Genomic DNA, 25403 nt, shown 5'->3' on the forward strand with positions numbered 1-25403 from the left:
AGTGAGTAATTCAGAAGTTCTAACTGTAAAAGATTTTTGGAAATCATATGATAAGAACACCGTCCTGGAAGGTGTAAACCTTAAGATTGAGAGAGGAAGTATTCATGGGATTCTTGGGAGGAATGGAGCTGGAAAAACGACTTTCATGGAGTGTTTAGTTGGTTTAAGGAAACCTGATTCAGGAACTGCGACAATCTATGATGGAAATGGGGCAGTACGAACTTTCCAAAAAATGAAAGAACATGTCGGAGTTCAGCCTCAAGAAATAGCCTTATTTGAAAGACAAACTGTTCGTGAAACGTTTGAGCTTTTTGAAAGTTTCTATGAGAATAGCTTATCAGTGGATTTTTTAATTGATAAATTAAAATTATCGGAGCTTGAAAACAAACAAATACGTAAGTTGTCTGGTGGACAAAAGCAGCGAGTAGTTATTGGAGTTTCTGTTATTGGAGATCCAGAAATCCTGCTGCTGGATGAACCTTCTTCTGGCTTAGATGTGCAAGTTCGGATGCTTATTTGGAACTTAATACTAGAGTTCAAAAAGCAAGGGAAAACGATTTTATTGACAACTCACTATATGGAAGAAGCAGAAAAACTATGTGATTCAATCTCGATCCTATATGATAAAAAAATTGTTGCAACTGATCATCCAAAAGCCATTATTCAAAAATACGCTAAGAAAAACAATCAATCTTTGGATAATGCATTTGTAAACCTCACAGGTACTGACTTACGGATGGGAGTGGACTGAGTAATGGCAACTAAAAAACGAACTCAAAAACTGGTAAAGACAGGCTTTTTGGAATTAATTAGAGAACCGAAAACATCTTTTTTTATTTTCATTTTTCCTTTGTTTTTTTTAGCTATGTTTGGAATTATGGGTCAAGTTATCCCAAAATCCCAATCTGGTCTCTCATTCGTTGAGTTTATGTTTCCTGGAATACTAATTTTTGCTTTGCTTTCGACAGGACTTTTTGGAACCTCTGTTCCATTGATCGAAATGAGAAAAAAGGGCACACTTCGCTTATTACAAGTAACTCCCCTGTCCAAAAGTACCTTTCTCATTTCACAAATTGCTGTTCGATTCATCATTTCTATACTACAAATCATTATCTTCTTATTAATTGGTCTGGCAATGAATATGTTTGAAGTTCAACTTTTACCTGTTCTATTTGCAGTATCTCTTTTAGGAATGGCAATGATATTGTCCCTTGGTTTTATTTTTGGTGGTATTCTTAAATCCGTTGAATTAGCGGGAGGTTTATTAGGCGGATTTTCTGCTCCTTTGTTGATTTTTAGTGGGGTTCTTCTGCCGCTTACCATTATGCCAGAGGCTTTTGAAAAGGTTGCGATGTTCATCCCTTTCACATATTTAGGAGATTTAATACGCTCCATAATGTTTGAGAATGGTAGTCCATTATATTCTACTCCTACTAACTTAATGGCAATATGTGGATGTACCATCTTATTCTTCTTTATTGCAAAATTAACCTTTAAGTGGGAAAGTGTATGATTTCTCTTCAGGCTGAACAAAAGTCTAAAGTTAAAGAAGTAACTGAGTTAACGCTTTTTCTGTTATTAGCTATGGGTTTTTCTTTTGTTTTTGCTTTCGTCTTCGGGAACATAGGTTTTATTGTTAACTCTCCTCTCCTTGCAGATGTTTTTGCTCGTATCGGACAACTGTTAGGTTTACTAGGTTTTATGATTATTTGGTATAGAAACATAAATTGTTTCCCAAACTTCGGATTAAAGATAAAAGAAAATAACATTTTCTCTTTATTATTGTTAGGTCTATTGCTTGGAATGGTAATACAATTAATTCTATTTATTTTGTTCACAAATTTAGGACAAAAAATTTATTTGCCTCCTCTATCAGTGATGAGTTGGGTACTAAAGGGGCTGATCCCAGCCATTATTATTCATACTTGTGTATCTGTTTCAGAAGAATTACTTTTTAGAGGTTACCTATTATCAAAGTTGCAAAATGTAATGGCTACTCCAATTGCTGTTTTAATACAGGGAGCACTCTTCTCCTTAACCCATTATTTTAATACTGGATTTTCCATATTGGCATTTACCGGTTTGTTACTTTTTGGAGTATTAATGGCTTTGCTTAAGTATAAGTCTGGGAGTCTAACGTTGCCAATTGCTTTTCACTTTATGTGGAATGTTGGTGAAGGGACAATCTTTGGATTTCCTGTTAGTGGTGAAAAGCCAAGTAGTTTAATTGAAGTAAAAACAGGAGACTCTACTTCTCTAATGTTTGGTGGAACATTTGGACCTGAAGAAAGCCTTCTATCAATCATCTTACTTAGTGTGATGACAATCATTATGATCATAATTACTCATTCCAAAAGAAAGAAAGTTTCATCTCAACCTTCTTTCAGTGTAAGTCAAAGTTAATGAACCATTCTTTTACTATAGAAGTATTTAAGCTACTAGAGTTTATAAAGAAGAGGAGGTTGTTTCGATGAAAGGAAACACTACTATTGGATTAATTGCATCATTGCTTGTATTGTTTGGACAACTCATTTTCTTCATAATTCTTGCATTCGTTACTAATGAATGGAGTTACGTTATGTGGAGCTTTATGGTTAGTATGATGGCTGGTTTACCTTTACTTATTATCTCTCTCCGCGCTAAGAAAAAAGAAAAGCAACTTATGTAGAATGGAAGAATGTATTCCTTTTCTTTCAAGGAGCGAGCCGCAATAAAGTGTGGCTCGTTTTGTGTTTGTTTTAAAGTTCAAAACCTCATTGTTAAATGGAATATATATACAATTTTCAGGTGTGGAAGTATATAATGATGAATACATATTAAGAAAAATGCTAGATGTATTACATACTAATTCAGAAAAGGTGACGGTATGGCAAGGGTTGCAAAAAGGGATACGATACTTCAGAAGACTAGGGAAGAATCACTGTTTATGAAAAGGAGGTTGGAAGGGGAAATCGAACGGGTCAAACGCGAACATAAGAGGGATCTACTCTTTCAATCTATTCTTTGGATGATGGCAGTAGGAATTGCTTTAATATTTATTTTCCCCATCGGTTTTATATTAGGGTGGTTTCTAGGTAGAGAGCTTGTCTTACGAAAGGTATGTGGAGAGCAAAGAACCCAACTAAAGAAGTTGAATCATCATATCAAAATCCAGCCAGGAGAGGAAGGGGAAAGTAAGGTGTCGGATGTTATAGAAGGTTGGCTACCAGATTCATTCACACTGCTAAATGATCTTGTTATTCCAAACGGTCGAAACGGCACACAGATCGATCATGTTTTGATCGGCCCTGATAAAATCTATTGTATTGAAACCAAAGACATCACTGGTAGATTCTATCCACACCGAGATGGATGGCTATGGTATCCATACAATAGTAGAGGAAATGTTACGAAGAAAACAATCGTTAAGAATCCCCAGGGACAATCAATTTATCATGCGAATCATCTCAGGAAGTTCTTAAAGAGTAGAGGACATTACTTCAAAGTTGAGCCGGTCGTGATTATGACAAACGCTCAAGGTGTTTGGATGGGTGGACAAGATGATAAGTGTCCGATCTTTAGGACTCATGACTTTATTCATTATGTGAAGAAATCGGAACCCGGGAAGATTACGAGAAAGACGAGCGAGAAGATAGCAGGGTTACTGTTGGAATGTGATCGGGACTATTCTGAGGGGTTTTATGCGCAAATTCGGTGACTCGGTGACAGGCACCACCCGATGTAGCTCGCTTGATGTCGAATGGTGTTTGTCCTAATAGTAAACAAACGTTTGATTGAATAGCTTGTCATGTTAAATTGTTGCTATCATGGTGTGATAAAAAGAACCTGAAAAATTCAATGCAATACTTATAACAAGTAAAGTTAAAGGAGCATTTTTATGCTAATTCAGTGCACGAAAAAATTATTAGACGAACTTAAAATAACTCCTGCTGAACGCCCAGAGGAAAATACACTATTTTCGTGGCATGCTAATATGATAAAGCTAGGAAGGAAGAAGACTCTAGTGTTAGTTAATGATCATAATTATTATGTTATTGTCCTTTACGGTGTGAAAGCTAATATTATGAAGAAACTTGATCGATTCATTCCACAAGCCATCGAGCAAGTCTTTCGTGCAGAGGGCATTAAAGAGGGTGTTATCTCACAATACGTTAACCAACTTGGTGACATGTCCATTTCCAAAACAAAAGATAGAAAGTCTGTAGGAAAACTGAATAAAGCATGTGAAAATGTATCGTACTTCGAGGATATGATTAATGAGGAAGAACTGGTACAGGAAGAGTTGAGCATGAGGATTAGCAGTATGTTGATAGGCAACGGAAAGAATCGTTATTTGAAGCCGCATGAGGAAATGTACAAAGATTTAGAAGAACTGACTGGCCAATCCATTTTTCATTCTCAAGCAGTGGAAATGAAAGTAACGTTACAACTTGTAAACGATTCGGTATGGAGGAAGTTAACTATACCAACCAATACTACCTTCACGAGGCTACATAACATCTTACAGGATGCATTCGGTTGGCATGACAGTCATCTCCACGACTTTAGTATTTATCCTCTTTACCAGACTAACAATGTGATACCTATTAACAAGGACAAACCTATTTTGCAATTAGTATGTGATGAAGAAGCTTACGAATATCAAGGCGATATACCAATGAAAATGGAAACTGGAGTCAAGCTGTCTGATCTTCTTCCAGCTAGAATCGTTTACAACTATGACTTTGGTGACGACTGGCAGCATGTAATTGAAGTCGAAAGAGTGGTTGAGGATTACAAGGTCAATTATCCGATTTGCAATGACGGTGAAGGAAACGCTCCTCCTGAAGATGTTGGTGGAGAAGGTGGCTATGAAGAGTTCCTTAAGATTATTGATGATGAGAGCCACCCAGACCATGAGCATATGGTGAACTGGGGAGAGATGCAGGGCTATGAGAAATTTGATTTAAGAGAGATTAACTGGCGGTTGAAGCATTGATGGTTGTAAGTGACAGTTACCACCGAGTTTATGTCAAATCAATTTAATGACGTTCAATAGAATAATAACTTGAAAAATAGCTTCAGCCTAGGCTGAAGCTATTCGACATATAGCGGGGGGTACCAGGCACCTTAGAATGTTTCACTCTTATCTGTTCCTACTTCTTTATAAACGCCTTTCCTCATCCTCATAAAGAAAAACAACCCTACTAATGACCAAGCTGCGAACATAATCCATTCGTAAGGCCAGATGAGAGAGGCTGGCATTCCTGGTAGATAGAGTGTTACGAATCCGAAACTTAGCACGAGAGCAAGGTAGCCAAAGACCGGAGATTTTGATGCTCGGAACGGACGCTCCATATTCGGTTCTCTTTTGCGGAGAACTATGAACGAGAGAGCGACTAGGAAATAAGCGACGACGATTCCTAGTCCACCGGCATCGACGATCCAAACGAGCGCTGATCTTCCTAGAAGAGGTGCGAGCATGGATAGCACCCCTATGAACAGCACGGCGTTTGAAGGCGTGTTGAACTTTGGATGTAGACGTCCAAACCATGCTGGGAGCATACCGGACTTTGCCATTGCGTAAAGCACGCGACTTCCTCCAATGATGAAGGAGTTCCAACTCGTGATAATACCAGCTACACCACCGATGATTAAGATTTGAGCGAATAGATCTGATCCGAATAAGCTTGCAATCGCATCAGCGGAAGCGAGTTCAGTGACAGCTAGTTGTTCTTGATTAAGTCCGAGACCTACGCCAAGGGCAATCGCAAGGTAAAACAAGATCGCACCGATTACGGAAACAACTAGGAACATGCCGATTTGCCGTTGCGGTAAGTTTGCTTCTTCTGCAACTTGCGGGATGACATCAAATCCGACGAATAAGAATGGTACCATGACGAGAACAGCCATGATACCGCCTGCTCCTCCAACGAAAGTGGGAGCAAGGTTCGATGGATCGCCGTGTAAACCAGATCCGAAGATCAATAGTAATCCAACCCCAATAATGACGATCGTGAAAAACGTTTGCATCGCAGCTGCTTGCTTAAGACCTATGTAATTGAGCGCTGTGATGATGAGCGCTCCTCCTGTTCCGATCAACACCCAATTCAGATGGACGTCCCATCCGGCGACGGTCCATAAATAGCCAGATTGATAATCTGGGATAAGGTAGTCGATGACGGTAGGTAGTGCTACTGCTTCAAACGTTGCGACCGAAACATATCCGAGTGTTATAGCCCATGAAGCGATGAAAGACATATTTTCGCCAAGTGCTCTGTGAACATATTCGTGTTCTCCGCCTGCCTTTGGCATGGCTGAGGCGAGTTCGGCGTAGTTCAGTCCAACGCAGATGACCAAGAATCCTCCGATCGCGAAAGCGATTACGGCTCCAAATGAGCCTGCAGATGTAATCCATGTTCCTGATAACACCACCCATCCCCAACCGAGCATGGCTCCTAGTGCGAGGAAGAGGAGGTCGAACCTCGACAGAACCTTCTTTAACTTTTGTTCTTCTTCCATACTTGAATCCTCCTATTTATTCGAAGTAACGACTGTGCTATTCCAGACAGAACGCACAGCGTTTTCAATGATCGATAAGCCTTCATCAAGCTCTTCATCTGAAATAACGAGCGGCATGAGAAAGCGGATGACATTTCCGTGGACGCCAGCACCGAGTACGAGAAGCCCCTGGTGTTGGGCGGTAGAAATCATTTGGGATGCTAAGCTTTTGGCTGGTGTTTTCTTTTCTAAATCGCTCACGATTTCAACCGCAACCATGGCACCAATCCCGCGAATGTCGCCAATACAGTCTATTTCTTCAGATAAAGCTGTAAATGTATCTTTAACTTTTTGACCGATGATAGTGGCTCGATCATTCAGTTTTTCTTCTTCAATAATATCGATTGCAGCGAGAGCAGCTCGACAAGCTAGAGGGTTTCCACTGTACGTACCACCGAGTTCCCCGCCGTTTGCGGCATCCATCACTTCTTGTCTTCCAATAACACCGCTTATTGGCATTCCAGCACCAAGGGATTTCGAGACGGTGATGAGGTCTGGGACGATGTCAAAGTGCTCGGAAGCGAAGTAGCTTCCTGTACGACCGAAGCCAGTCTGAATTTCGTCAGCAACAAAAAGAATGCCGTGTTCAGCGCACAAGTCTTTTACTACTTTTACAAAAGCTTTATCAGGTATGATGAATCCGCCTTCACCTTGAACAGGTTCCATCACTACGGCAGCGATTGTTTCCGGAGCTACTTCTTTTAATAGAAAGTCCTTAAATTGTTCGATCATGAAATCACTGTACTCTTCTTCGGTCATGTTATTTGGGCGACGATATGTGTAAGGGAAAGGGGCTTTGTAGACTTCAGGTGCAAACGGCCCGAATCCAAACTTGTATGGCTTCACCTTACTTGTCATCGACATCGTCATGAGCGTTCGCCCATGGAAAGCGTTTGCGAAAGTGACGATTGCTTGGCGTCCTGTGTATTTTCTAGCGATTTTCACGGCATTCTCTACTGCTTCAGCCCCGCTGTTTTGAAGGAGGACTTTTTTATTGTGTGAACCTGGAGCTAACTCAGCTAACTTCTCAGCTAACGCGATATAAGGCTCGTACATCATGACGTTAAATCCTGTATGAATATATTTATCGACTTGGTCATGAAGGGCTTCTTTAACTTTTGGATGGCAGTGACCAACGTTAATTGTGCCGATTGCTCCAGCAAAGTCGATAAACGTATTGCCATCGACGTCCGTTACTTTTGCGCCACTTGCTGCTCTTGCAAAAGTAGGAATGCCATAACTCACCGCGTCAGGGACAATGTTGCGTCGACGTTCTAATAGTTCACTAGCTTTTGGTCCTGGAAGTGGAGTGTTGATCGATGCATGGCTCATATTAAATCTCTCCTTAGCTGAATAGTGATTTGCGTTCAGATAAATCGTCGAGAGTAGATAGCAAATGGGCTTCAATCGCATCGCACATCTTATCTACATCTCGTTTACGAAAAGCTTCAACAATCTCATTGTGTTCCGGAATGGACTTCGCATCTTCGATTGGAATCGTATAAAATTCATCTTTCAAAATCAGGTAGCAATCTGACCATTGATTAAGTCTTTCAATCTCTTGGAGTAGAAATTTATTATTTGAGAGTTTGGCAGGATACGAATGAATGAGGCAGTTGATTTGTAGAAATGCCTCGAAGTCTTTTGATTCGTACGCTTCGAGCTCCTGTTTTAATAACATCTCCATGTGAACGACATCATCCTCTGTCATGTTTTCGATTGCTAATTGAGCAGCATATCGTTCGATGACGACCCTTAGATGAAACACATCCTGTAGCTCTTTATCAGAAGGATTACAAACAAACGCTCCTCGATGAGGGATAAGTGTAAGAAGTCCTTCATTTTCAAGGCGTTTGAAGGCAGAACGTATAGGAGTGCGACTCATCTTCAATTCCTGACTTAACCAATCTTCAGTTACTCGTTGATCTGGGTTTAGTTTCTTGAGCATGATTGCTCTCTTCACCTTTTCATAGGCTAATTCTTCGTTTCGTTGTTTTGTCATTTTGTGATCCCTTTCGAATTGTGTTCGGATATTGTATACAATTTCCATTGTTAGTAGCCATGATAACGCAATGTATTCTAAATTTCTAGTATTTTCAGAAAAGTGAAACTTGGTGCCTGTCACCACCCGGTTTTTGTCGAACCAAATAATGGTAGTAAATACCTAAATCATCGTTCGACAGTACCTTACATGGATTATGTTTCTTAGCGCCTATATAATGAGTTTTAGGTTACACAATTTGGTAATAGAGGCGGGGGATGTGCAAGTGAGAAAGGCTTTATCGTGGGTTTTGTTTGGTTTTCTATTAGTTAGTGGGTTTTCATGGACAGGGGATGTATCTGCAGCCAGTAATAGTCCAAAAGGATTGAAAGAAGAAATAACAAAAGTAAAACAGGAGAAAAGTACCTCATTCTCTAAAGACGAGAAAAAGAAGATTGAATCGCATCTAAAGCAAAAGCTTGCAAAGGATCCAATAAGTATCAAAACGCTAGGTGACTATTACGAGAATGAACCAAATGATAATTTCAATCAAGCGAATATCCTTCACATGGAGGATGTGGTCTACGGTACGTTCGACGTCGATGATGTAGATATGTATCGAATGAAGATCAACAACCCTATCGAGCTTGTCGTTGCAGGTTCTTCACAACCTGGTGTAGATCTTGGTTATCTGGTTGCTAATGCATCAGGAGAATGGCTCGATCCTGATCTTTATGACTATTATGACGGTGTGGAGATTCAAGTCTATACAATTCCAGAAGGAACCTATTACATAGGAGCTATTGATATGAATGGCGGAGGCACAGAAGGTATGTATGCTCTTTCTGCTTTTAACACCAAATACATCGAGCGTCTTTCTGGAAAAGACCGTTATGCAACAGCGATTGAGATAGCAGAATATGGTTGGCCAGAAGGAACAGATAATGTTGTACTGGCAACTGGTTCAACATTCCCGGATGCGCTCGCAGGGGCACCACTTGCCTTTCAATTAGACGCTCCGATTCTATTAACACCTAAAACAAAACTTGATAGTCGCGTGCGTGATTTGATAGTAGATTTCGGTGTGAAGAAGGTTACAATTCTTGGAGGGACGGGAGCTGTTTCGGCGAAGGTCGAGAACGAGTTACGAGATAAAATGGGGCTAGAAGTTAGAAGGTTGAAAGGAAAAAACCGTTATGAGACGGCCGCTGCAATCTCAGAAACCCTTTTACCAACACATCAGGCAGTCGTAGCATATGGAGGGAACTTCCCAGATGCACTTTCAATCGCACCTTATGCCGCGATGTATGGACTTCCAATCTTCTTAACAGAGAAAAACGAGCTCTCAAAGGCAACGAAGGATGCAATGTTTTCTTACACGAAGACGTATGTGGTCGGTGGTACTGGAGCAATCAGTGAGAACGTGAAAAAACAGCTTCCGTCACCAACACGTTTAAAAGGAAAAGATCGTTATGAAACATCGATTTCCATTACGAAGGAACTCAACTTGCCGACGAGAGGGGCATTCCTTGCGACTGGAGAAGGATTTGCCGATGCTCTTACAGGTTCTGTTCTAGCAGCCAAATTCGGGGAACCAACGATTTTGACTAAGAAAAGCAGTCTACCAACATCGACTAAGAAATTCTTTATAGAAGAAAACACGACTTTCTACACGATCTTAGGTGGCAATGGAGCGGTTGGACCAGGTGTTGAGAATGATATTATGGGCTTAGAATAAGAAACGATGAGAAGTGATAGACGAGCTGTGTTTAGCAGCTCGTTTTTTTGTCGGGAGTTATAGGAAGTAAATGGTGATATATCTAAAATTAAACTTTCTTGGAATGGTAATTATGTCATCTTTGACATTTTTCCAGAAATAAATGACAGAAAGATTACTTTTATATGAAAAATGATGATGAAGGCTGGATAGTTAGCAAACATCCGTTATAATTGTAGCGTTATGTCGAACTATGTAGTATTTTGTGTTCTGGCGTAACACTACTATATTGCAACAGGACGTGACTCCTATGAAAAAAAGTAAATCAAGTTATATAAATGAGATTCATTTTCTTCGAGCAATTGCTTGTTTGTTTGTGTTAGGCGTACATGTGTCTGGAATCTACTACTCCAAGCACGGCGGTACGTTTACTGAATTTACTCAGTTTTTTAACCAGATCGGTCGTTTTGGAACACCTATCTTTGCGGTGATCAGCGGATTCTTGCTTTTCCTTCAAGTAAGGAAAAAGGGGTTCGATGTGAAGCGATTCTATCACTCTCGTATGGTGAAGATTGGTATGCCATTCTTGATCTGGAGTATCGTTTACCTTGCTTTGATGAAATTTGTACTCCAAGTCGATATCTTTAATGACTGGAAGCATTTCGTAGTAGACTTCGCGATGGGGAATTCGTTTTATCATCTTTATTTCATGTCAGTCGTTTTTCAATTTTATTTGATCTTCCCATTGCTGCAGCTTATTCGTACTAAACTCGGCTGGTGGATTGCGCTAGTATTTGCTATTATCGCTAACTATTATTTTGTTTATGTCTATTCACCTGAATCTGTCACGGTGGTGAGTCAGCTATTGGAACAAAGAGCAATGCTGACGAAATGGATTTTCTTCTTCGTATTTGGAGGATTTCTTGCATATCACTGGGAGCCGATCTTGAAGTTTGGTAAAAAGCTGAATTGGTTCGGTTACGTTGGTTTTGCAGGTTTGGTCGTGTTAGCGGTATACGAATATAAGATGAAGGGCTCAATCGGGAATAATCGATGGACGAATATGATCAATATTCCGGTAATGACGTTAATGGTGATTGGGATGTATCAGTCGGTGAAAAAAGTGAACTGGATCGAGAAATTCTTTGCGATGCTAGGTAATCTATCCATGGGAATCTATTTAGTCCATCCATTGGTGATTTTTGTTTACTCAAGAACTCTACCTGAGAGTATTTGGACAGCAAAAACAGCTCCGTTCATGTTCGTGGTCGTACTCGCAACGTCTATTGGATTCATTAAAATTCTGCAACTGTTCCCACTAAACCACTATGTAATCACTGTACCAGCGAAGAAAAAGCCTGTTCCGGTGACAGGTACCACCCGTTATTTGTTAGATACTGTCGAATAACTTTACTGATAAGGAAGAGCCCCTTAGGGGGTTCTTTTTTGTTTGTACATAACTGTTATTAAGAACAATCTACTAAAAATAAAGTCTCTTTTCACTGAGTTATTAATAAAACTATCACGGGAGAAGAAGATTATGGGGTGGGTACTTTATGCTTGCGCACAAACTAGGAGTACGCTTATTGTGGGGATTTGGTCTAGTGGCACTTTTTCTATTATCCCCTAAGGGTGTCGAAGCTGTGGAAATCGATCGAATTTCAGGAAGTGACCGGATTGAAACGGCTGTGGAGGTTTCTAAGAAAGGATGGCTTGATGGAAGCGACACGGTTCTCTTATCAAGAGCAAATGAGTTTCCTGATGCCCTTGCTGGAACGCCTCTTGCCTATCAAGAAAATGCGCCGATATTGCTGACGCAATCTCACAAACTATCAGAAGCAACGAAGAGAGAAATTCAAAGGTTACAGGCAAGAAACGTTATTATATTGGGAGGATCCGGGGCTGTCTCAAACAACGTGGAATCGTACTTAAAAGATAACATGAACGTTGCTGTTGAACGGGTTTCAGGAAGTGATCGATTTGAAACAGCGGCATTGATTGCGGACCGAATGGATGCAAATAGTCGAGCGGTTGTCGTAAGCGGTAAGAATTTCCCTGATGCGTTATCGATTGCACCGTACGCAGCGTATCAAGGTTATCCGATTTTATTAACGTTAGAAAACGCTCTTCCTGATGTAACAAAGGATAGAATCGAGGCAAATGAACGGAATTATGTGATAGGTGGTACGGGTGTCATCACGCCATCTGTTGAAAGTGTTATCCCTAAATCTCTGCGAATCGCGGGAAGTGATCGATTTGAAACGTCTCGAGCTGTAGCGGAAGCATTCCCACAAGGTGATGCTGATGACCTGTATTTAGCGACCGGCTTGGATTTTGCGGACGCATTGACCGGTTCCGTACTAGCAGCTAAAACAAGTGATCCTCTTCTATTGATCGAAAAAGACTATGTTCCAAATCCTGCGAAACTCTATATAGCTGAGAAACAATTAACCAGTTTTACAGTGCTCGGAGGTTCCGGAGCGATTGATGAGTATGTCGATACAGAAGTATCGTTACCGATTCAACTACTATTAGTAAACAAGCAGCGAGATCTACCAGCGACATATGTCCCTGAGAAATTAGAAGAACCAGATGTTCCATTTCCGTTCGACTATGAACATAACAAGCGGAAAATGAACATTATCGCTGTCGAACATTTAGAAGCCTTATTTGATGATGCAGACCAAGCAGGTCTCGATCTCTATGCGCAATCTGGCTATCGCTCCTATGAAAGACAAAAGCGAATATATGAGGGGCACGTTGAGGAGCATGGAGAAGAGTATGCGAATCGAGTAAGCGCAAAGCCTGGACACAGTGAGCATCAAACTGGGCTAGCGATGGATGTAACTAGTCCAGATGTGAACTATGAACTTGTTGAAGAATTTGCATTCACGGATGAAGGTGCCTGGATTGAAAAGCACGCACATGAATACGGATTTATCATTAGATATCCTGAAGGTGAAGAGCATGTGACAGGGTACAAGTATGAGCCTTGGCATTTACGTTATGTAGGCAAAGATGCTGCGACATATATGAAGTCGACTAACAGAGTGCTAGAAGAGTATTTGAGGTGAATGCTGTAATCGTTACTCGCAAGAAGAATACGAGAAATACACCGATCATCATTGAGATGATCGGTGTATTTTGTTGTAGCAATATAAGCCGAGCTTAATTATTCGTTCGACAAAATTCGGGTGGTGCCTGTGAAACGACTTAGAATGCCTTTCATTACTTCTGAAGTCTTCACAATCTCTTCTTTCGTTGTATGCTTTCCAAAGCTTATTCGAACGAGTTCTCTTGCTTCGTCATCCGTGCGCCCCATGGCTTTTAAGGTTTTGGATGGAGACTGTTGCCCAATCGAACATGCTGAGCCAGTGGAAACAGCAATTCCTTTTTGGTTCAGTTCATTCATGACGTATTGTCCCTCGATGCCTTTCAGTCGAATGGCAACGATATGAGCGAGTCCACATCTCCCTCCTTCGATCACGACATCTCTTCCACTCAACTCATTCAGCAATCCTTCGCGTAGCTCATTACAATGCGCATGGTTAGCATCTACATTTGTCGCTGCTTCTTCTACGGCAGCTGTAAAGGCAAAGATTCCAGGTACATCAACAGTACCCGGTCGGAATCCTTTTTCGTGAACGGTTCCGGGTAACGTAGCTTGCCACGATTCTGATGGATCGATATAGCAAGCACCTACTCCTTTAGGACCGTGTAGTTTATGTGAGGATACGGAGAGAGCGGTTAGGTTCAGGTTCTTAACATCGATCTGAACTTTACCAAATGTTTGCACCGCATCAGTGTGAAATAATATCCCTCTTCTAGAAAGCTCAGAGCCAATCGCTTCAACTGGTTGGAGTGTTCCGATTTCGCTATTGCCATGAGCGATTGACACGAGGATCGTATCATCTCGTATTTCTTTCATAAGTTCATCAATCTGAATTTGTCCCTTGTCATCGTATCCCAGATAAGTGACGTCGAACCCTTCGCGTTCTAACTGCTGAAACGTATTGATGATCGAGGAGTGCTCAGCTTTTCCTGTAATTAGATGGCCGGATTTGTGTTTTCTCACTAGCCCGTTGATCGTTAGAACATTCGATTCAGTTCCGCCAGATGTAAAGTAAACGCCCGAAGGGTCACCGTTGATTTCAGTTGCGATTGTTTGCCGCGCGATTTCAAGCAGTTTCGCTGCAGAAGTTCCTTCGTCGTGGAGGCTTTGTGAATTGGCAAAATAGCTGCGTGCTACCTTGGTGTAAACCTCAATCGCTCGATCTGACATTGGGGTTGTCGCTGCATAGTCTAAATAAATCATTTCCGTCTCCTCAGTAAGTTCTGTCTTGTACTTTATTTAAATCTATGTAACTATTAGTGTCAAGACACATGTAAAGTTACATCGGTGGGTCACATCATTTTTAGGAGAAGGTGCCATGGACAACAACTTTCATACAGAGGTACTTGTCATTGGTAGTGGGGTGGCAGGTTTATTGATTGCAGAGCTTCTATCTGCGGAAAAGAATGTGACGGTTATCACAAGGTCGGAACTTGGACGAAGTAATTCCCGACTAGCACAGGGTGGTATTGCAGCTGTCACGACAGAAGATGACAGTTGGGCGGATCATTTCTTCGATACGATTCAAGCAGGTGTTTTTCATAATAACGATGAATTAACCGAGCTTTTAGTGAAAAAAGGTGGCGAACGTGTCAAGCAGCTGATCGAAATGGGAGTGGCGTTTGATCGAAATATGGATGGATCCTATTCGAGATGCCGTGAAGGAGCCCATCGTAAACCGAGAATACTGCATGCGGGTGGCGATGCGACTGGAAAAGAGCTCATGGATACGCTTATCAAACGAGTCAAAAAGAGCTGTATGATCATCGAGCACCATACGGCGGCCGATCTGCTCGTGGAAAAAGGTGTCTGTGCAGGTGCCTGGTTTATGGGTGAGGAAGGAAAGTTGCTAACGGTAAAAGCAGACTACGTCATCCTCGCCACTGGTGGTGCAGGACAGCTTTATCCGATTACGTCTAACGATGCGTCAGTGACAGGTGATGGCATTGCGATGGCTTTTCGAGCAGGAGCTACCGTTTCTGACCTGGAATTCATGCAGTTTCATCCGACGATGTATGCGGGGAAAGGTGCGTCTCCTTTTCTCATTTCTGAAGCAGTTAGAGGTGAAGGTGGGAGATTGGTTACGTCGAGCGGACAGCGTTTGATGGAAGGGAAGCATGATCTCCTCGACCTCGCGCCAAGAGATGTTGTTTCTCGTGCGATTGCTGAGGAACGGAGTCTGGTGTACCTCGATACTTCTTCTGTCTCTAATTTTAACGACCGTTTTCCAACAATAGCGTCGTACCTGAATCTAGATGATGCTTCATCAAAAAGAGTTCCTGTCCAGCCTGGAGCACACTTTTTGATGGGTGGGGTGGAAACGGATCGATATGGAAGAACAACGGTCGCAAATCTTTTCGCAATTGGAGAAGTTGCGAACACGGGTGTTCATGGTGCGAATAGGCTTGCGAGCAACTCCCTTTTAGAAGCGGTTGTTTTTGCGAATGAATCCGCCACTTGGGTGTTGAATCATACGCCAATTCAGCAAGATGTGAGTGTCACTTTTCAACCTCTTCACATACCAATCTCGATGCCTGCGGCGAGCATGATACGAAGCATGATGAGTGATTACGTGGGGATCACGAGACATGCGGCGGGGCTTACAACAGCGATAAACGAACTCGGTTTTTATTTAAAGGGGAGGAAGAAACCGGCTTCGAGTGTAGAGGAAGTCACGGTTTACAACATGCTTCAAACAAGCTGGTTAATGGCGACATCAGCTCATATGCGTACGGAAAGTCGTGGGGGGCATCATCGATTAGATTTCCCTCAGTCAAAACAACGATTTCAGCAAAAAAGGATAACCAGGAGGATCTTTGAGGATGAATGGATTACTACTGAGAAAAAATCTCGAGCAGTTTTTTAATGAAGATATCGGCACAGGAGATTTATCGAGTGAGCTGCTATTCGAAACAGACGAACGCGGTATTGCCGAGTTAGTGGCGAAGGAAGATGGGGTAGTTTGTGGTCAAGGTGTGATCGATATGGGCTTTCGTTTATTAGATGCTGACTGCTCTGTCGAGGTATATGTGCAAGAAGGGGAGCGTGTCCAAAAAGGCGATGTGATCGCGAAAGTAACCGGCCGTGTCGGTGCTATTCTGACTGGTGAACGCGTCATCCTTAACTTGATTCAGCGCATGAGCGGGATCGCGACGATGACGAGTCGTGCCGTTGCGTTACTTGGTGATTCTCCCACACGTATATGCGACACGCGAAAAACAACTCCAGGGCTTCGGATGCTAGAGAAATACGCGGTTCGCTGTGGTGGAGGATATAATCACCGCATCACGCTCGACGGTGGCGTCATGTTGAAGGATAACCACATTGCACAATGCGGAAGCATTCGAAAAGCTGTGGCTCACGTCCGAAGCAAGATTGGGCATATGACGAAAATCGAAGTAGAGACGAGCACCGAAGAAGAGGTGCGAGAGGCGGTTGAAGCGAACGCTGACATTATTATGTTTGATAACTGTACGCCAGAAGAAGCGACTCTTTATAATCGTCTCGTCCCGAGTGCGATCGTGACTGAACTATCAGGCGGAATCACTCTTGAAAACCTGGCGGCGTACAAGAACTGTGGAGTTGATATGATTTCACTCGGATGTCTTACACACTCTGTTAAAAGTCTTGATATTAGTCTTCGTATGAAGGGAGAAGAGCAATGAGTATACTTGATGTGTTACATAAACCAGTGGGCATTCCAGAACAGTACCGCACGCTATCAGAGGAAGTGATGGTTCAGCGTGTGAGTGAGATCAAGAAGGAATTGGGTGAGCGCCTCTATTTACCTGCCCATCATTATCAGAAAGATGAGGTTGTCCAATTTGCTGACAGCACGGGTGATTCATTGCAACTCGCTCAGCTAGCAGCGGAGAACAAGAAAGCGGAGTACATTGTTTTTTGTGGTGTTCATTTTATGGCGGAAACAGCGGACATTTTAACAGAGGATGATCAGACGGTGATTCTCCCAGACATGAGGGCAGGGTGTTCGATGGCTGACATGGCAGACATCCATCAGACAGAGCGCGCATGGAAAATTCTCATGGAGCGATTCGGTGATACGATATTACCGTTAACCTATGTGAATTCGACTGCAGCCATTAAATCATTTGTTGGAGAGAACGGCGGAGCGACCGTCACGTCTTCGAATGCTACAGCAATGGTCGAGTGGGCGTTCACACAGAAGGAGCGAATCCTCTTCTTACCAGACCAGCATTTAGGAAGGAACACAGCGTATGATCTTGGCATTCCACTTGAAGCGATGGCGGTGTGGGACCCTATTTCAGATCGCCTTGAGTATGAAGGTGATTATGAAAATGTGAAGGTTATTTTGTGGAAAGGGCATTGCTCTGTTCATGAAAAATTCACGCTCGATAACATTTCCGAAATCAGGCGTGATCTTCCAGACGTAAATGTGATCGTTCACCCTGAGTGCACGTTTGAAGTTGTACAGCAATCTGATTATGCAGGTTCAACGAAAATGATCATCGAGACGATCGAGAATGCCTCTCCTGGCACTTCTTGGGCGATCGGGACGGAGATGAATCTCGTGAATCGCATTATTCAGCAGCATCCTGATAAAAAAATCGTTTCGTTGAATCCTAATATGTGTCCGTGTCTTACGATGAATCGCATCGATCTTCCTCACCTTCTTTGGTCTCTTGATGAAATTCGTGAAGGAAAGAAAACGAATCAAATTACAGTTGATGAGAAGACAGCTAGGTTTGCAAAAGATGCATTGAATCGCATGTTAGAACGCGCGTAGAATCGTACTTTTGCATACAGTATTACAGATGAGGTGTGCCTCACCGTTATTTTGGAAAGGAGTGAGCGCATTGTTAAGTGACAAGGATTTGCTTTCCGTTATTCATACTTCAGTGAATGCTGGTAAAGCTATTTTGAAGGTTTATGGTAGCAGTGATTTTCAAATTGAGAAAAAGAGTGATGCTTCTCCTTTGACGATAGCTGATAAACTGTCGCACCAGACAATCGAAAAGGGATTAACCTCGCTAACGATTGATTATCCGATCTTGAGCGAAGAAGGAAAGCATCTCGGATATGACGATCGAAAGAAATGGGAAATGTTCTGGCTCGTCGATCCTCTCGATGGTACGAAAGAGTTCATCAAACGAAACGGTGAATTCACGGTGAATATTGCCCTTATTCACAATAAGAAACCTGTTTTCGGTGTGGTTTATGTGCCTGTCAGTGACACCTTGTACGTTGGAGGTGAAGATGCAGGCTCTTATAAAATCGAGAAAGCTTCTGAGGGAAATCCAGCTTCTTTCAAAGCTCTTATCGAAAGTGGCCAGCGTCTTCCACTATACAGTAGTAAGAATGATTGCATCACAGCAGTAGCAAGCAGGTCCCATCAGACGCCTGAGACAAAGCAGTTCTTAGATAGTCTAAAAGCCAAGTATGGAACAGTGGATGTGACGTCAGCAGGAAGTTCATTGAAACTATGTCTCGTTGCTGAAGGAACGGCAGATGTGTATCCGCGCTTCGCCCCCACAATGGAGTGGGATACCGCAGCCGGGCATGCGCTCGTAGTAGGTTCTGGCGGTAAGGTAATTTATTCGACAAATTCGACAAGTGACAGGCACCTTGCGTATAACAAGGAGGACTTGTTAAATCCTTGGTTCATTGCATGGAGGAATGGGTGAGGTGAAAGATAAACTTCCGGAATCGGGAGTTTATTTTTTTCTGGTATTTTATTTGGGTATATTTGTTAATGCAACAGGAGTTTTTCGATAGATTGCGAATACGTTATACAGACTACAGGGTTGACACAACAATTATTGGGGGGAAAACAGTATGATCGAATTCGAAAAACCAGACGTGGAACAATTTTTTCAAACGATAGGCATCCAAACATTTGCGGTGAGTCCAGATGAGACGCAAATGGTGTTCAGTACGAACTTGAATGGAACATACAATCTATGGGCGATGGATCTTCCGCACACGTTCCCTTATCAGATATCGTTTGAGAACCAGAGCTGCCAGGAGGTCTTCTATGATAAAAGCGGATCATTTCTTGTAGCCGTCATGGATAAAGATGGTGATGAGAATGGTCAAATTTATGCGATTCCAACTTCCGGTGGTAAGGTAAAAGCTCTTAGAGAGGCAGAGGGATATCGTCATGATATGCCGTTTTTATCAGACGATGGCAAGCGCCTCTATTATACTTCGAACAAAGAGAATGAGACATTTTTGAAGGCATACTCTTACCACTTGGAAACGGGAACAGAAGAGTCGGTTCTCGAAGGTAAGGACGCAATGGTTTTCTTGTTCGATAAGAGTCCTGAGGAGAAGAGCTTTCTATATGGTGAATTCTACAGAAATACATACTCACTACCTTACGTGAAGACAACTGATGAGCGTATCTTATTGACGCCAGACAAAGAAACAGAGCATACATTTGGTGGGGCGGTCTACACTTCGGAAACAGAGGTTTACCTGGTTACGAATTATGGAGAAAATTTTTCGTACCTTGCAAAGTTTGATCTTGAGAAGAGAGCATTCCAAAAAGTGCTTCAGCTTGAGAAAGAAAGTTTTACAGAACTCATATTTGATCGTAAAAGGGGCTCTCTATATCTCACTAGTGAAAAAGGAATTCAAGATTATTTTTATCAGTATCATCTTCAAGCTGGAACCCTCGAGAAGATCGATACACCCGTTAAAGTCATTGAAAAGGTAATTGTCGGTGAAAAAGGAGGCGTCTACCTTAAAGGCAGTTCATCAACGGTTCCATCCAATATATACAAGAGATCCGATCAAGGGTGGGCAAGACTTACAAACTATAATGTACCAGGTGTGGCAGAGGAGGATATGGTTGAGCCAAATGTCGTAACATACTCGTCGTTTGATGGCCTTCAGATCGAGGCCCAATTCTTCCAAGCAAAAGAAGAAAACAGCAATGGGCATGTGATTTTTTGGCCACATGGAGGGCCACAAGTTGCAGAACGAGCTTCTTTCCGCTCGTTGTTTCAATTCCTTCTTCACCGAGGATATAGCATTTTCGCACCGAACTTCCGTGGCTCAACTGGCTACGGACTTGCTTTTAAACGAATGGTAGAAGGAGATTGGGGAAATGGTCCGCGTCTCGATAATGTTCATGGAATCGAGTGGTTAATAAACGAAGGGTATGCCGATCGAGATAAAATCCTTTTAATGGGAGGAAGCTATGGTGGCTATATGGCGCTCCTCTTACACGGCAGGCACCCAGAATATTTTAAAGCTGTTGTCGATATTTTTGGTCCGAGTAACTTATTTAGTTTCCTAAATACGGTTCCAGAGCACTGGAAACCAGCGACAAAAAAGCTAGTCGGTGATCCGATCAAAGATAAGGATGAGCTAACGGAGGCATCCCCAGATTCCTATCTCGCATCTATGACAAAACCGATGCTCGTGATCCAGGGAGCGATGGACCCTCGCGTCGTTAAAGCGGAATCCGATCAAATTGTGGATGCATTGAAACAGAAGGGAAGAAAAGTAGACTACCTTGTGTTAAGTGATGAAGGACATGGTTTCTCAAAAAAAGAGAACGAGATGACGGTCTATCGAAAAGTGTTAGCCTTTTTTGATGAGTGTCTGTAACCGTTATTCTTAAAACCGAGGTTAAGGGGATGGTTAACATGAATAAATTCGGTGTCCTTTCATTTCTGATGGTTCTTCTAAGTATCATCATGTTCGTTATTGTTAGAGGACCAGATGCGAGTTTATCATTTATGATCATCGTTTTAGGGGCGTTATCTATTTTGGGTGTCCTTTTCGCACTTCTATCAAGGAAGTGGATTCAGGGTGTGACTGGAATTATTTTAAATGGTGGTATACTTGTTTTTGTGTATTTCCTATTACTTGCGAAAGGAATCGGTGGATAAGATTAGTGGGGGAACGCAATGAATAGTTTAGAAGAAATGAAGAAACGGATTACAGCACTGGATGAATCTGATGCAAAAAGCGCACTTATGATTACGTACGCAAATCTGCAGATGGTCAAAACTGGTAACGGACAATTTACGAGTGAGGAATGTATAAATCAGTTACTTAACTTTTTTGCTAGTATTCCTGAACCGGAGAAAAACCATGAGAGAAAAAATAAATAAGACCAATGCTCAGAGCTCACCACTCTGAGCATCTTTGTGTAGAGTGTAAGCTTCGTTAGCTGATAACTGTATACTTAAGCGTTACAATAGTTGTATGAAAGATCAAAAAGGGAGATTTCAATGAAAAAAATAATTCGCATGATCGCACTTGTATTATTTGCCCTCTTTTTCATATTCGCAGGCTGTGCTCACTTTGCTCAAGGGGACGGATTTGCCGCAATGCTGCCTGAGTGGGTGCCATTTCGCTTAGCACTTATCTATGCAACGGGCATAATTGAAATCCTTCTAGCGGTTCTACTTCTAGTGCCAGCTACACGAAAGCTGGCTCGATTCTGGACAGCGGTCTATCTAGTCGTGATTTTCCCAGCGAATATTTATGCAGCGATAGCTGGCATACCAGCTCCAGGTCAAGAAGAAGTCAACCAGACATTACTATGGATCAGGCTTTTATTTCAACCGTTATTAATAGGGTGGATTTTATGGGCTGCAGATACGCAGGACCGTCATAAAAATATGTAGTCTTTAGAAAAACAGCCTGGCGGGTTATCCCTGCCAGGCTGTTTTATATGGAGCTTTTTAGAGTTTCGTTGGCTGGTAACTAACGAAGACCTCATCATTTTCTTTTACAATAGAATCTGGTTTTTTCTTATTAACTTTATAAGTTACGTCCGAATTGCTATAGTCGATTTCCTTAATCGGTAAATTGTTCACTTCTGTAACAGCTGAATTACTGCTTGGCGTGAGAAGAATATCCCATTGCGAGACTTCCTCACCGTGTGTATCAATTTGCATCGTAAAGATTTGACCCTTCTTTTTAATCGATGGTGTTGCAAATAGAGGATAAGTGATGTCGTTAATTTTCTTATCTAACGATGCACCCGGCGCTAAACCGGAAGCATGGATCGTCTTGGCGATTCCTTCGTCAGGATCCACTGTTTTTTCGATTGGATTACCAGCAGACAAAGCTGAAAATGGTGCCATTAATACGAGCATGAAGATAATTGCGAGAATCGCCTTGATTCTGTGCATCTAAGCTGTACCTCCTTTGATGAAGTCCCGTCCATTGTAACTTCCATGAAGGTAACGTGTGTTAATAGAGCATTACAATGTGGCTGATCTTGTGTAAATGCTGCGGAAATTGTGTTAAACAAACGTTTGATTGACCATTATTATAAAGGTAGCCTGAATTGAGGGGATGAAGGTTATCCTGTAAAATAGCTACACAGACAGAAGAAGAAAAGGTGTATGAAATGAAATCAGTCATCGTCATTGGGGCAGGCATATTAGGTGCTTCTACAGCTTATCATCTTGCTAAAAAAGGTGTCGCGGTCACCGTAATCGATCGGAAAGATCGCGGACAGGCTACTGAAGCTGCTGCAGGAATTGTTTGCCCGTGGCTTACAAATAGAAAGAACGGACCGTTTTATAGACTCGTGGAAGCTGGTGCGAGGTATTATCCATCCTTGATTGCAGAGTTAGAAAAGGATGGTGAGAAGAATACTGGTTATAAACGAGTCGGTGCGATCAATATTTATTCTGGTGAAACAAAGCTAGAAAAGAAATTGAGTATGGCACTTGAACGAAGGAAAAACACACCTGAAATGGGTGAAGTGTTAAAGCTATCCAAAGAGCAGACGAAGGGGATGTTTCCACCGTTGTCTGATCGATTTGGGGCGGTGTACGTTAGTGGAGCAGCTAGGGTCGATGGAGCAGCACTCCGTGATGCGCTCATTCGAGCTGCAGAAAAAAATGGCGCGCGTGTGTTACGTGGAGAAGCTTCTCTAAAATGGGATGGGTCTGTAGTTAAAGGAGCTTTCGTTAATCATGAAGAGTTGCATGCTGACGAGGTCATCGTGACTGGTGGAGCCTGGGCGAAGGAGTTGATCGAGCCACTCGGTATGACGTTTCAAGTTTCACCCCAGAAAGCTCAAATCGTTCACTTGCAGTTACCTGATACAGAGACGAAAGACTGGCCGATCGTGATGCCCCCATTCGTACAATATTTCTTACCATTTGAAAATGGAAGGATCGTCGTCGGTGCCACACAAGAAGATGATGCAGGTTTTGATGAGCGCATCACGATGGGCGGCATTCATCATATTATTGAGCGAGCTCTGAAAGTTGCACCTGGACTAGAAGTGAGCACCTATTTAGAAACGAAAGTGGGCTTTCGCCCGTTTACACCTGGAAACCTTCCAGTTGCTGGCGCTGTTCCTGATGTGCAGGGGCTTTATGTAGGGAATGGACTTGGAGCATCCGGATTAACGAGTGGCCCATTTCTAGGCGCGGAACTTGCTAGGCTGATTGCAGATGAGGAAACGGAGCTAGACTTACAGGAATATGATCCAGGGAAAGCATTCGGGCGGTGACAGGTACCGCCCGGTTTTGCTCGAAGGGTGTCGGAATAAAGCTAGTGATTGAAAAAAAATCAGTGAATTTAAAAATAGTGTTGTGTTCTTAATAAAAAACACTATAATGAAAATAAGTGCACTTTATTGAACTCTCTTTTTCCTCTTTTACTATACGATTACATTAACCTGAGTTATTTAATGAGAATCACTTAGTAAAACATATACACTCTTACAAATTCCCATTCTCTTTTCTCCTAACTGCTTGCAAGTATCAATCTCTATTTGTTTAGCTTAATATCTTTTAGTTCGTATTGCACTTATGTTCTTTAATAAGAACAATGGGGTTTCACGTACTTAAAACAATTATTTAAGAATTTACAGTAGTGAATTCATCGATACCATAATGAATAGAAAAATATTAAGTTATAACTAAGGCTTATGGTTTTACAAACTTTAATGCCGCGAGGGGGATTAACCTATGATTGGAGAGAATGTCCGGAATATTAGACAGCAAAAAGGGATATCGATGACTGATTTGGCCGAACGAGCTCTAATTTCAAAGTCATACTTAAGTAACATAGAACGGAATTTAAAAACTAATCCAACAATTGACATCATACTTCGAATTAGCAAAGTGTTAGAGGTAGATCTTTATGAGCTGCTTGATTTAGAAGATTTTGCGTTTCAGGTTGTTGGTGGTACTAGTGATTTGACGAGAGATTATAACGTGAATGAGAAAGAGGACTTAGAATTAAAAAATGTTAATGATTATAAACTTTTGGTTGAATTTATTAAGTGGCACAGAGAAAGGGCGACAGGACTTTCAAAAGTTTCTACAACTGATATAAAAGAAAAGTGATTATTGCAATTAAAAAAGATTAGGAGGGATTCCATTGAGCCAAAAATCTAAAACCGCATTACTCACTAGATCTCTTGGGAGAGTTTCATTTCAATCAAAACAATTGCCAGTTTCAGAAGGGTTCCGTACTCTCAGAACAAATATACAATTTTCAACTGGGAGTAGGGAGATGAAAACGATTGTTGTGACTTCATCACGATCGGGGGATGGCAAAACTACTACTTCTTCAAACCTTGCCATTGTTATCGCTCAACAAGGAAAGAAAGTTCTTTTGATTGATGCAGATATGAGAAAACCAAGCCTTCATACAATCTATCATATACCCAATAGAAAAGGCTTATCAACGATCCTGGCAGGGCAACAAGTTTTAGAGGATTGTATTAATCAAACGGATATTCCTCGCTTGGATTTACTGACTAGTGGTCCTATTCCACCGAACCCAACTGAGTTGTTAGGTTTTGAAGAGATGGATGAATTAATTGAAGGGACTAAAAAGTTATATGATTTTATCATCATAGATACCCCTCCATTACTCGTAGTGTCAGATGCACAAATTCTACTGAACAAATGTGAGTCTTCCTTATTGATTTTTAAGAGTGGAAAGACAAGTAAGCAGGATGCTAAGAAATCAGTTCTATTAATGAAAAAATCCGAGGCGAAATTTTTGGGTGTTTCTTTAAACCAGAATAAAGAGAAAAAATTAAAAGATGCCTACTATTACACAAGTGAAGAATAAAT

The 25403-nt window shown here is 41.8% G+C and carries 25 protein-coding genes; 20 read left to right on the plus strand and 5 right to left on the minus strand.

Annotated features, from left to right (window positions below; translation table 11 throughout):
* The first annotated feature begins 1 nt into the window (after nucleotide 1).
* From SJY16_RS02865 to SJY16_RS02890, 6 genes are all read left to right on the plus strand, one after another.
* The gene (locus SJY16_RS02865) at nucleotides 2-751 is read left to right on the plus strand and encodes an ABC transporter ATP-binding protein (RefSeq protein ID WP_377887564.1); all 750 of its coding nucleotides are present in this window, start codon (nucleotides 2-4) and stop codon (nucleotides 749-751) included.
* A 3-nt stretch (nucleotides 752-754) separates the two neighbouring features.
* Nucleotides 755-1513: an ABC transporter permease gene (locus SJY16_RS02870; RefSeq protein WP_377887565.1), complete on the plus strand. Its 759-nt coding sequence runs from the start codon at nucleotides 755-757 to the stop codon at nucleotides 1511-1513.
* Nucleotides 1510-2403, plus strand: a complete 894-nt coding sequence (locus tag SJY16_RS02875) for a CPBP family intramembrane glutamic endopeptidase (RefSeq protein ID WP_377887566.1) — start codon at nucleotides 1510-1512, stop codon at nucleotides 2401-2403. The genes SJY16_RS02870 and SJY16_RS02875 overlap by 4 nt, the downstream gene beginning before the upstream one ends.
* A 67-nt stretch (nucleotides 2404-2470) precedes the next feature.
* Nucleotides 2471-2668, plus strand: a complete 198-nt coding sequence (locus tag SJY16_RS02880) for a hypothetical protein (protein WP_377887567.1) — start codon at nucleotides 2471-2473, stop codon at nucleotides 2666-2668.
* A 198-nt stretch (nucleotides 2669-2866) separates the two neighbouring features.
* A complete protein-coding gene (locus tag SJY16_RS02885; RefSeq protein WP_377887569.1) occupies nucleotides 2867-3697 on the plus strand; it encodes a nuclease-related domain-containing protein in 831 nt (276 codons plus the stop codon).
* Between the two features lie 180 nt (nucleotides 3698-3877).
* Complete coding sequence (locus SJY16_RS02890; protein ID WP_377887570.1) at nucleotides 3878-4978, plus strand: plasmid pRiA4b ORF-3 family protein; 1101 nt, start codon at nucleotides 3878-3880, stop codon at nucleotides 4976-4978.
* 131 nt (nucleotides 4979-5109) lie between these two features.
* Here the strand turns inward: SJY16_RS02890 and SJY16_RS02895 are convergent, their stop codons facing one another.
* Genes SJY16_RS02895 through SJY16_RS02905 form a run of 3 tightly spaced genes read right to left on the minus strand, consistent with a single transcriptional unit; the run spans nucleotide 5110 to nucleotide 8542 of the window.
* A complete protein-coding gene (locus SJY16_RS02895; RefSeq protein WP_377887571.1) occupies nucleotides 5110-6501 on the minus strand; it encodes an APC family permease in 1392 nt (463 codons plus the stop codon).
* A gap of 12 nt (nucleotides 6502-6513) precedes the next feature.
* Entirely contained in the window at nucleotides 6514-7872 is a 1359-nt protein-coding gene (gabT, locus tag SJY16_RS02900; RefSeq protein WP_377887572.1) for a 4-aminobutyrate--2-oxoglutarate transaminase, read from the minus strand.
* Between the two features lie 13 nt (nucleotides 7873-7885).
* On the minus strand, nucleotides 7886-8542 hold the full coding sequence (locus SJY16_RS02905) for a GntR family transcriptional regulator (RefSeq protein WP_377887573.1): 657 nt from the start codon (nucleotides 8540-8542) through the stop codon (nucleotides 7886-7888).
* Between the two features lie 265 nt (nucleotides 8543-8807).
* Between SJY16_RS02905 and SJY16_RS02910 the strand changes: the two genes are divergently transcribed.
* From SJY16_RS02910 to SJY16_RS02920, 3 genes are all read left to right on the plus strand, one after another.
* The gene (locus SJY16_RS02910; RefSeq protein ID WP_377887574.1) at nucleotides 8808-10259 is read left to right on the plus strand and encodes a cell wall-binding repeat-containing protein; all 1452 of its coding nucleotides are present in this window, start codon (nucleotides 8808-8810) and stop codon (nucleotides 10257-10259) included.
* Between the two features lie 289 nt (nucleotides 10260-10548).
* Entirely contained in the window at nucleotides 10549-11646 is a 1098-nt protein-coding gene (locus SJY16_RS02915; protein ID WP_377887575.1) for an acyltransferase, read from the plus strand.
* Between the two features lie 148 nt (nucleotides 11647-11794).
* A complete protein-coding gene (locus SJY16_RS02920; RefSeq protein WP_377887576.1) occupies nucleotides 11795-13312 on the plus strand; it encodes a cell wall-binding repeat-containing protein in 1518 nt (505 codons plus the stop codon).
* Between the two features lie 98 nt (nucleotides 13313-13410).
* Here SJY16_RS02920 and SJY16_RS02925 read toward each other — a convergent pair whose 3' ends face one another.
* Nucleotides 13411-14553 (minus strand): IscS subfamily cysteine desulfurase, encoded by a 1143-nt coding sequence (locus SJY16_RS02925; protein WP_377887577.1) that lies wholly within the window; start codon nucleotides 14551-14553, stop codon nucleotides 13411-13413.
* Between the two features lie 115 nt (nucleotides 14554-14668).
* Here SJY16_RS02925 and nadB point away from each other — a divergent pair, with 115 nt between their 5' ends.
* The 8 genes from nadB (at nucleotide 14669) to SJY16_RS02965 (ending at nucleotide 21974) form a co-directional block, all read left to right on the plus strand.
* Nucleotides 14669-16216: an L-aspartate oxidase gene (gene nadB, locus SJY16_RS02930; protein ID WP_377887578.1), complete on the plus strand. Its 1548-nt coding sequence runs from the start codon at nucleotides 14669-14671 to the stop codon at nucleotides 16214-16216.
* The gene (gene nadC / locus SJY16_RS02935) at nucleotides 16173-17015 is read left to right on the plus strand and encodes a carboxylating nicotinate-nucleotide diphosphorylase (protein WP_377887579.1); all 843 of its coding nucleotides are present in this window, start codon (nucleotides 16173-16175) and stop codon (nucleotides 17013-17015) included. Before nadB ends, nadC begins: the two co-directional genes overlap by 44 nt.
* A complete protein-coding gene (nadA, locus tag SJY16_RS02940) occupies nucleotides 17012-18115 on the plus strand; it encodes a quinolinate synthase NadA (RefSeq protein WP_377887580.1) in 1104 nt (367 codons plus the stop codon). Before nadC ends, nadA begins: the two co-directional genes overlap by 4 nt.
* A gap of 70 nt (nucleotides 18116-18185) precedes the next feature.
* Entirely contained in the window at nucleotides 18186-19013 is an 828-nt protein-coding gene (gene cysQ, locus SJY16_RS02945; RefSeq protein WP_377887581.1) for a 3'(2'),5'-bisphosphate nucleotidase CysQ, read from the plus strand.
* Between the two features lie 151 nt (nucleotides 19014-19164).
* Nucleotides 19165-20946, plus strand: a complete 1782-nt coding sequence (locus SJY16_RS02950; protein ID WP_377887582.1) for a S9 family peptidase — start codon at nucleotides 19165-19167, stop codon at nucleotides 20944-20946.
* A gap of 38 nt (nucleotides 20947-20984) precedes the next feature.
* Complete coding sequence (locus tag SJY16_RS02955; protein ID WP_377887583.1) at nucleotides 20985-21230, plus strand: hypothetical protein; 246 nt, start codon at nucleotides 20985-20987, stop codon at nucleotides 21228-21230.
* A gap of 18 nt (nucleotides 21231-21248) precedes the next feature.
* Complete coding sequence (locus SJY16_RS02960) at nucleotides 21249-21455, plus strand: hypothetical protein (protein WP_377887584.1); 207 nt, start codon at nucleotides 21249-21251, stop codon at nucleotides 21453-21455.
* A 120-nt stretch (nucleotides 21456-21575) separates the two neighbouring features.
* Nucleotides 21576-21974: a DoxX family protein gene (locus SJY16_RS02965; protein ID WP_377887585.1), complete on the plus strand. Its 399-nt coding sequence runs from the start codon at nucleotides 21576-21578 to the stop codon at nucleotides 21972-21974.
* A gap of 57 nt (nucleotides 21975-22031) precedes the next feature.
* Here the strand turns inward: SJY16_RS02965 and SJY16_RS02970 are convergent, their stop codons facing one another.
* Complete coding sequence (locus SJY16_RS02970) at nucleotides 22032-22484, minus strand: hypothetical protein (protein ID WP_377887586.1); 453 nt, start codon at nucleotides 22482-22484, stop codon at nucleotides 22032-22034.
* A gap of 221 nt (nucleotides 22485-22705) precedes the next feature.
* Here SJY16_RS02970 and SJY16_RS02975 point away from each other — a divergent pair, with 221 nt between their 5' ends.
* The 3 genes from SJY16_RS02975 (at nucleotide 22706) to SJY16_RS02985 (ending at nucleotide 25401) form a co-directional block, all read left to right on the plus strand.
* On the plus strand, nucleotides 22706-23824 hold the full coding sequence (locus tag SJY16_RS02975) for an NAD(P)/FAD-dependent oxidoreductase (RefSeq protein WP_377887587.1): 1119 nt from the start codon (nucleotides 22706-22708) through the stop codon (nucleotides 23822-23824).
* A 460-nt stretch (nucleotides 23825-24284) separates the two neighbouring features.
* Nucleotides 24285-24665: a helix-turn-helix domain-containing protein gene (locus tag SJY16_RS02980; RefSeq protein ID WP_377887588.1), complete on the plus strand. Its 381-nt coding sequence runs from the start codon at nucleotides 24285-24287 to the stop codon at nucleotides 24663-24665.
* 34 nt (nucleotides 24666-24699) lie between these two features.
* Nucleotides 24700-25401, plus strand: coding sequence for a CpsD/CapB family tyrosine-protein kinase (locus SJY16_RS02985; protein WP_377887589.1), 702 nt, complete (start codon nucleotides 24700-24702; stop codon nucleotides 25399-25401).
* The last annotated feature ends 2 nt before the right edge of the window (nucleotides 25402-25403 follow it).

The organism is Alkalihalobacillus sp. R86527 (assembly GCF_042466185.1).
Taxonomy (GTDB): Bacteria; Bacillota; Bacilli; order Bacillales; family Guptibacillaceae; genus Guptibacillus.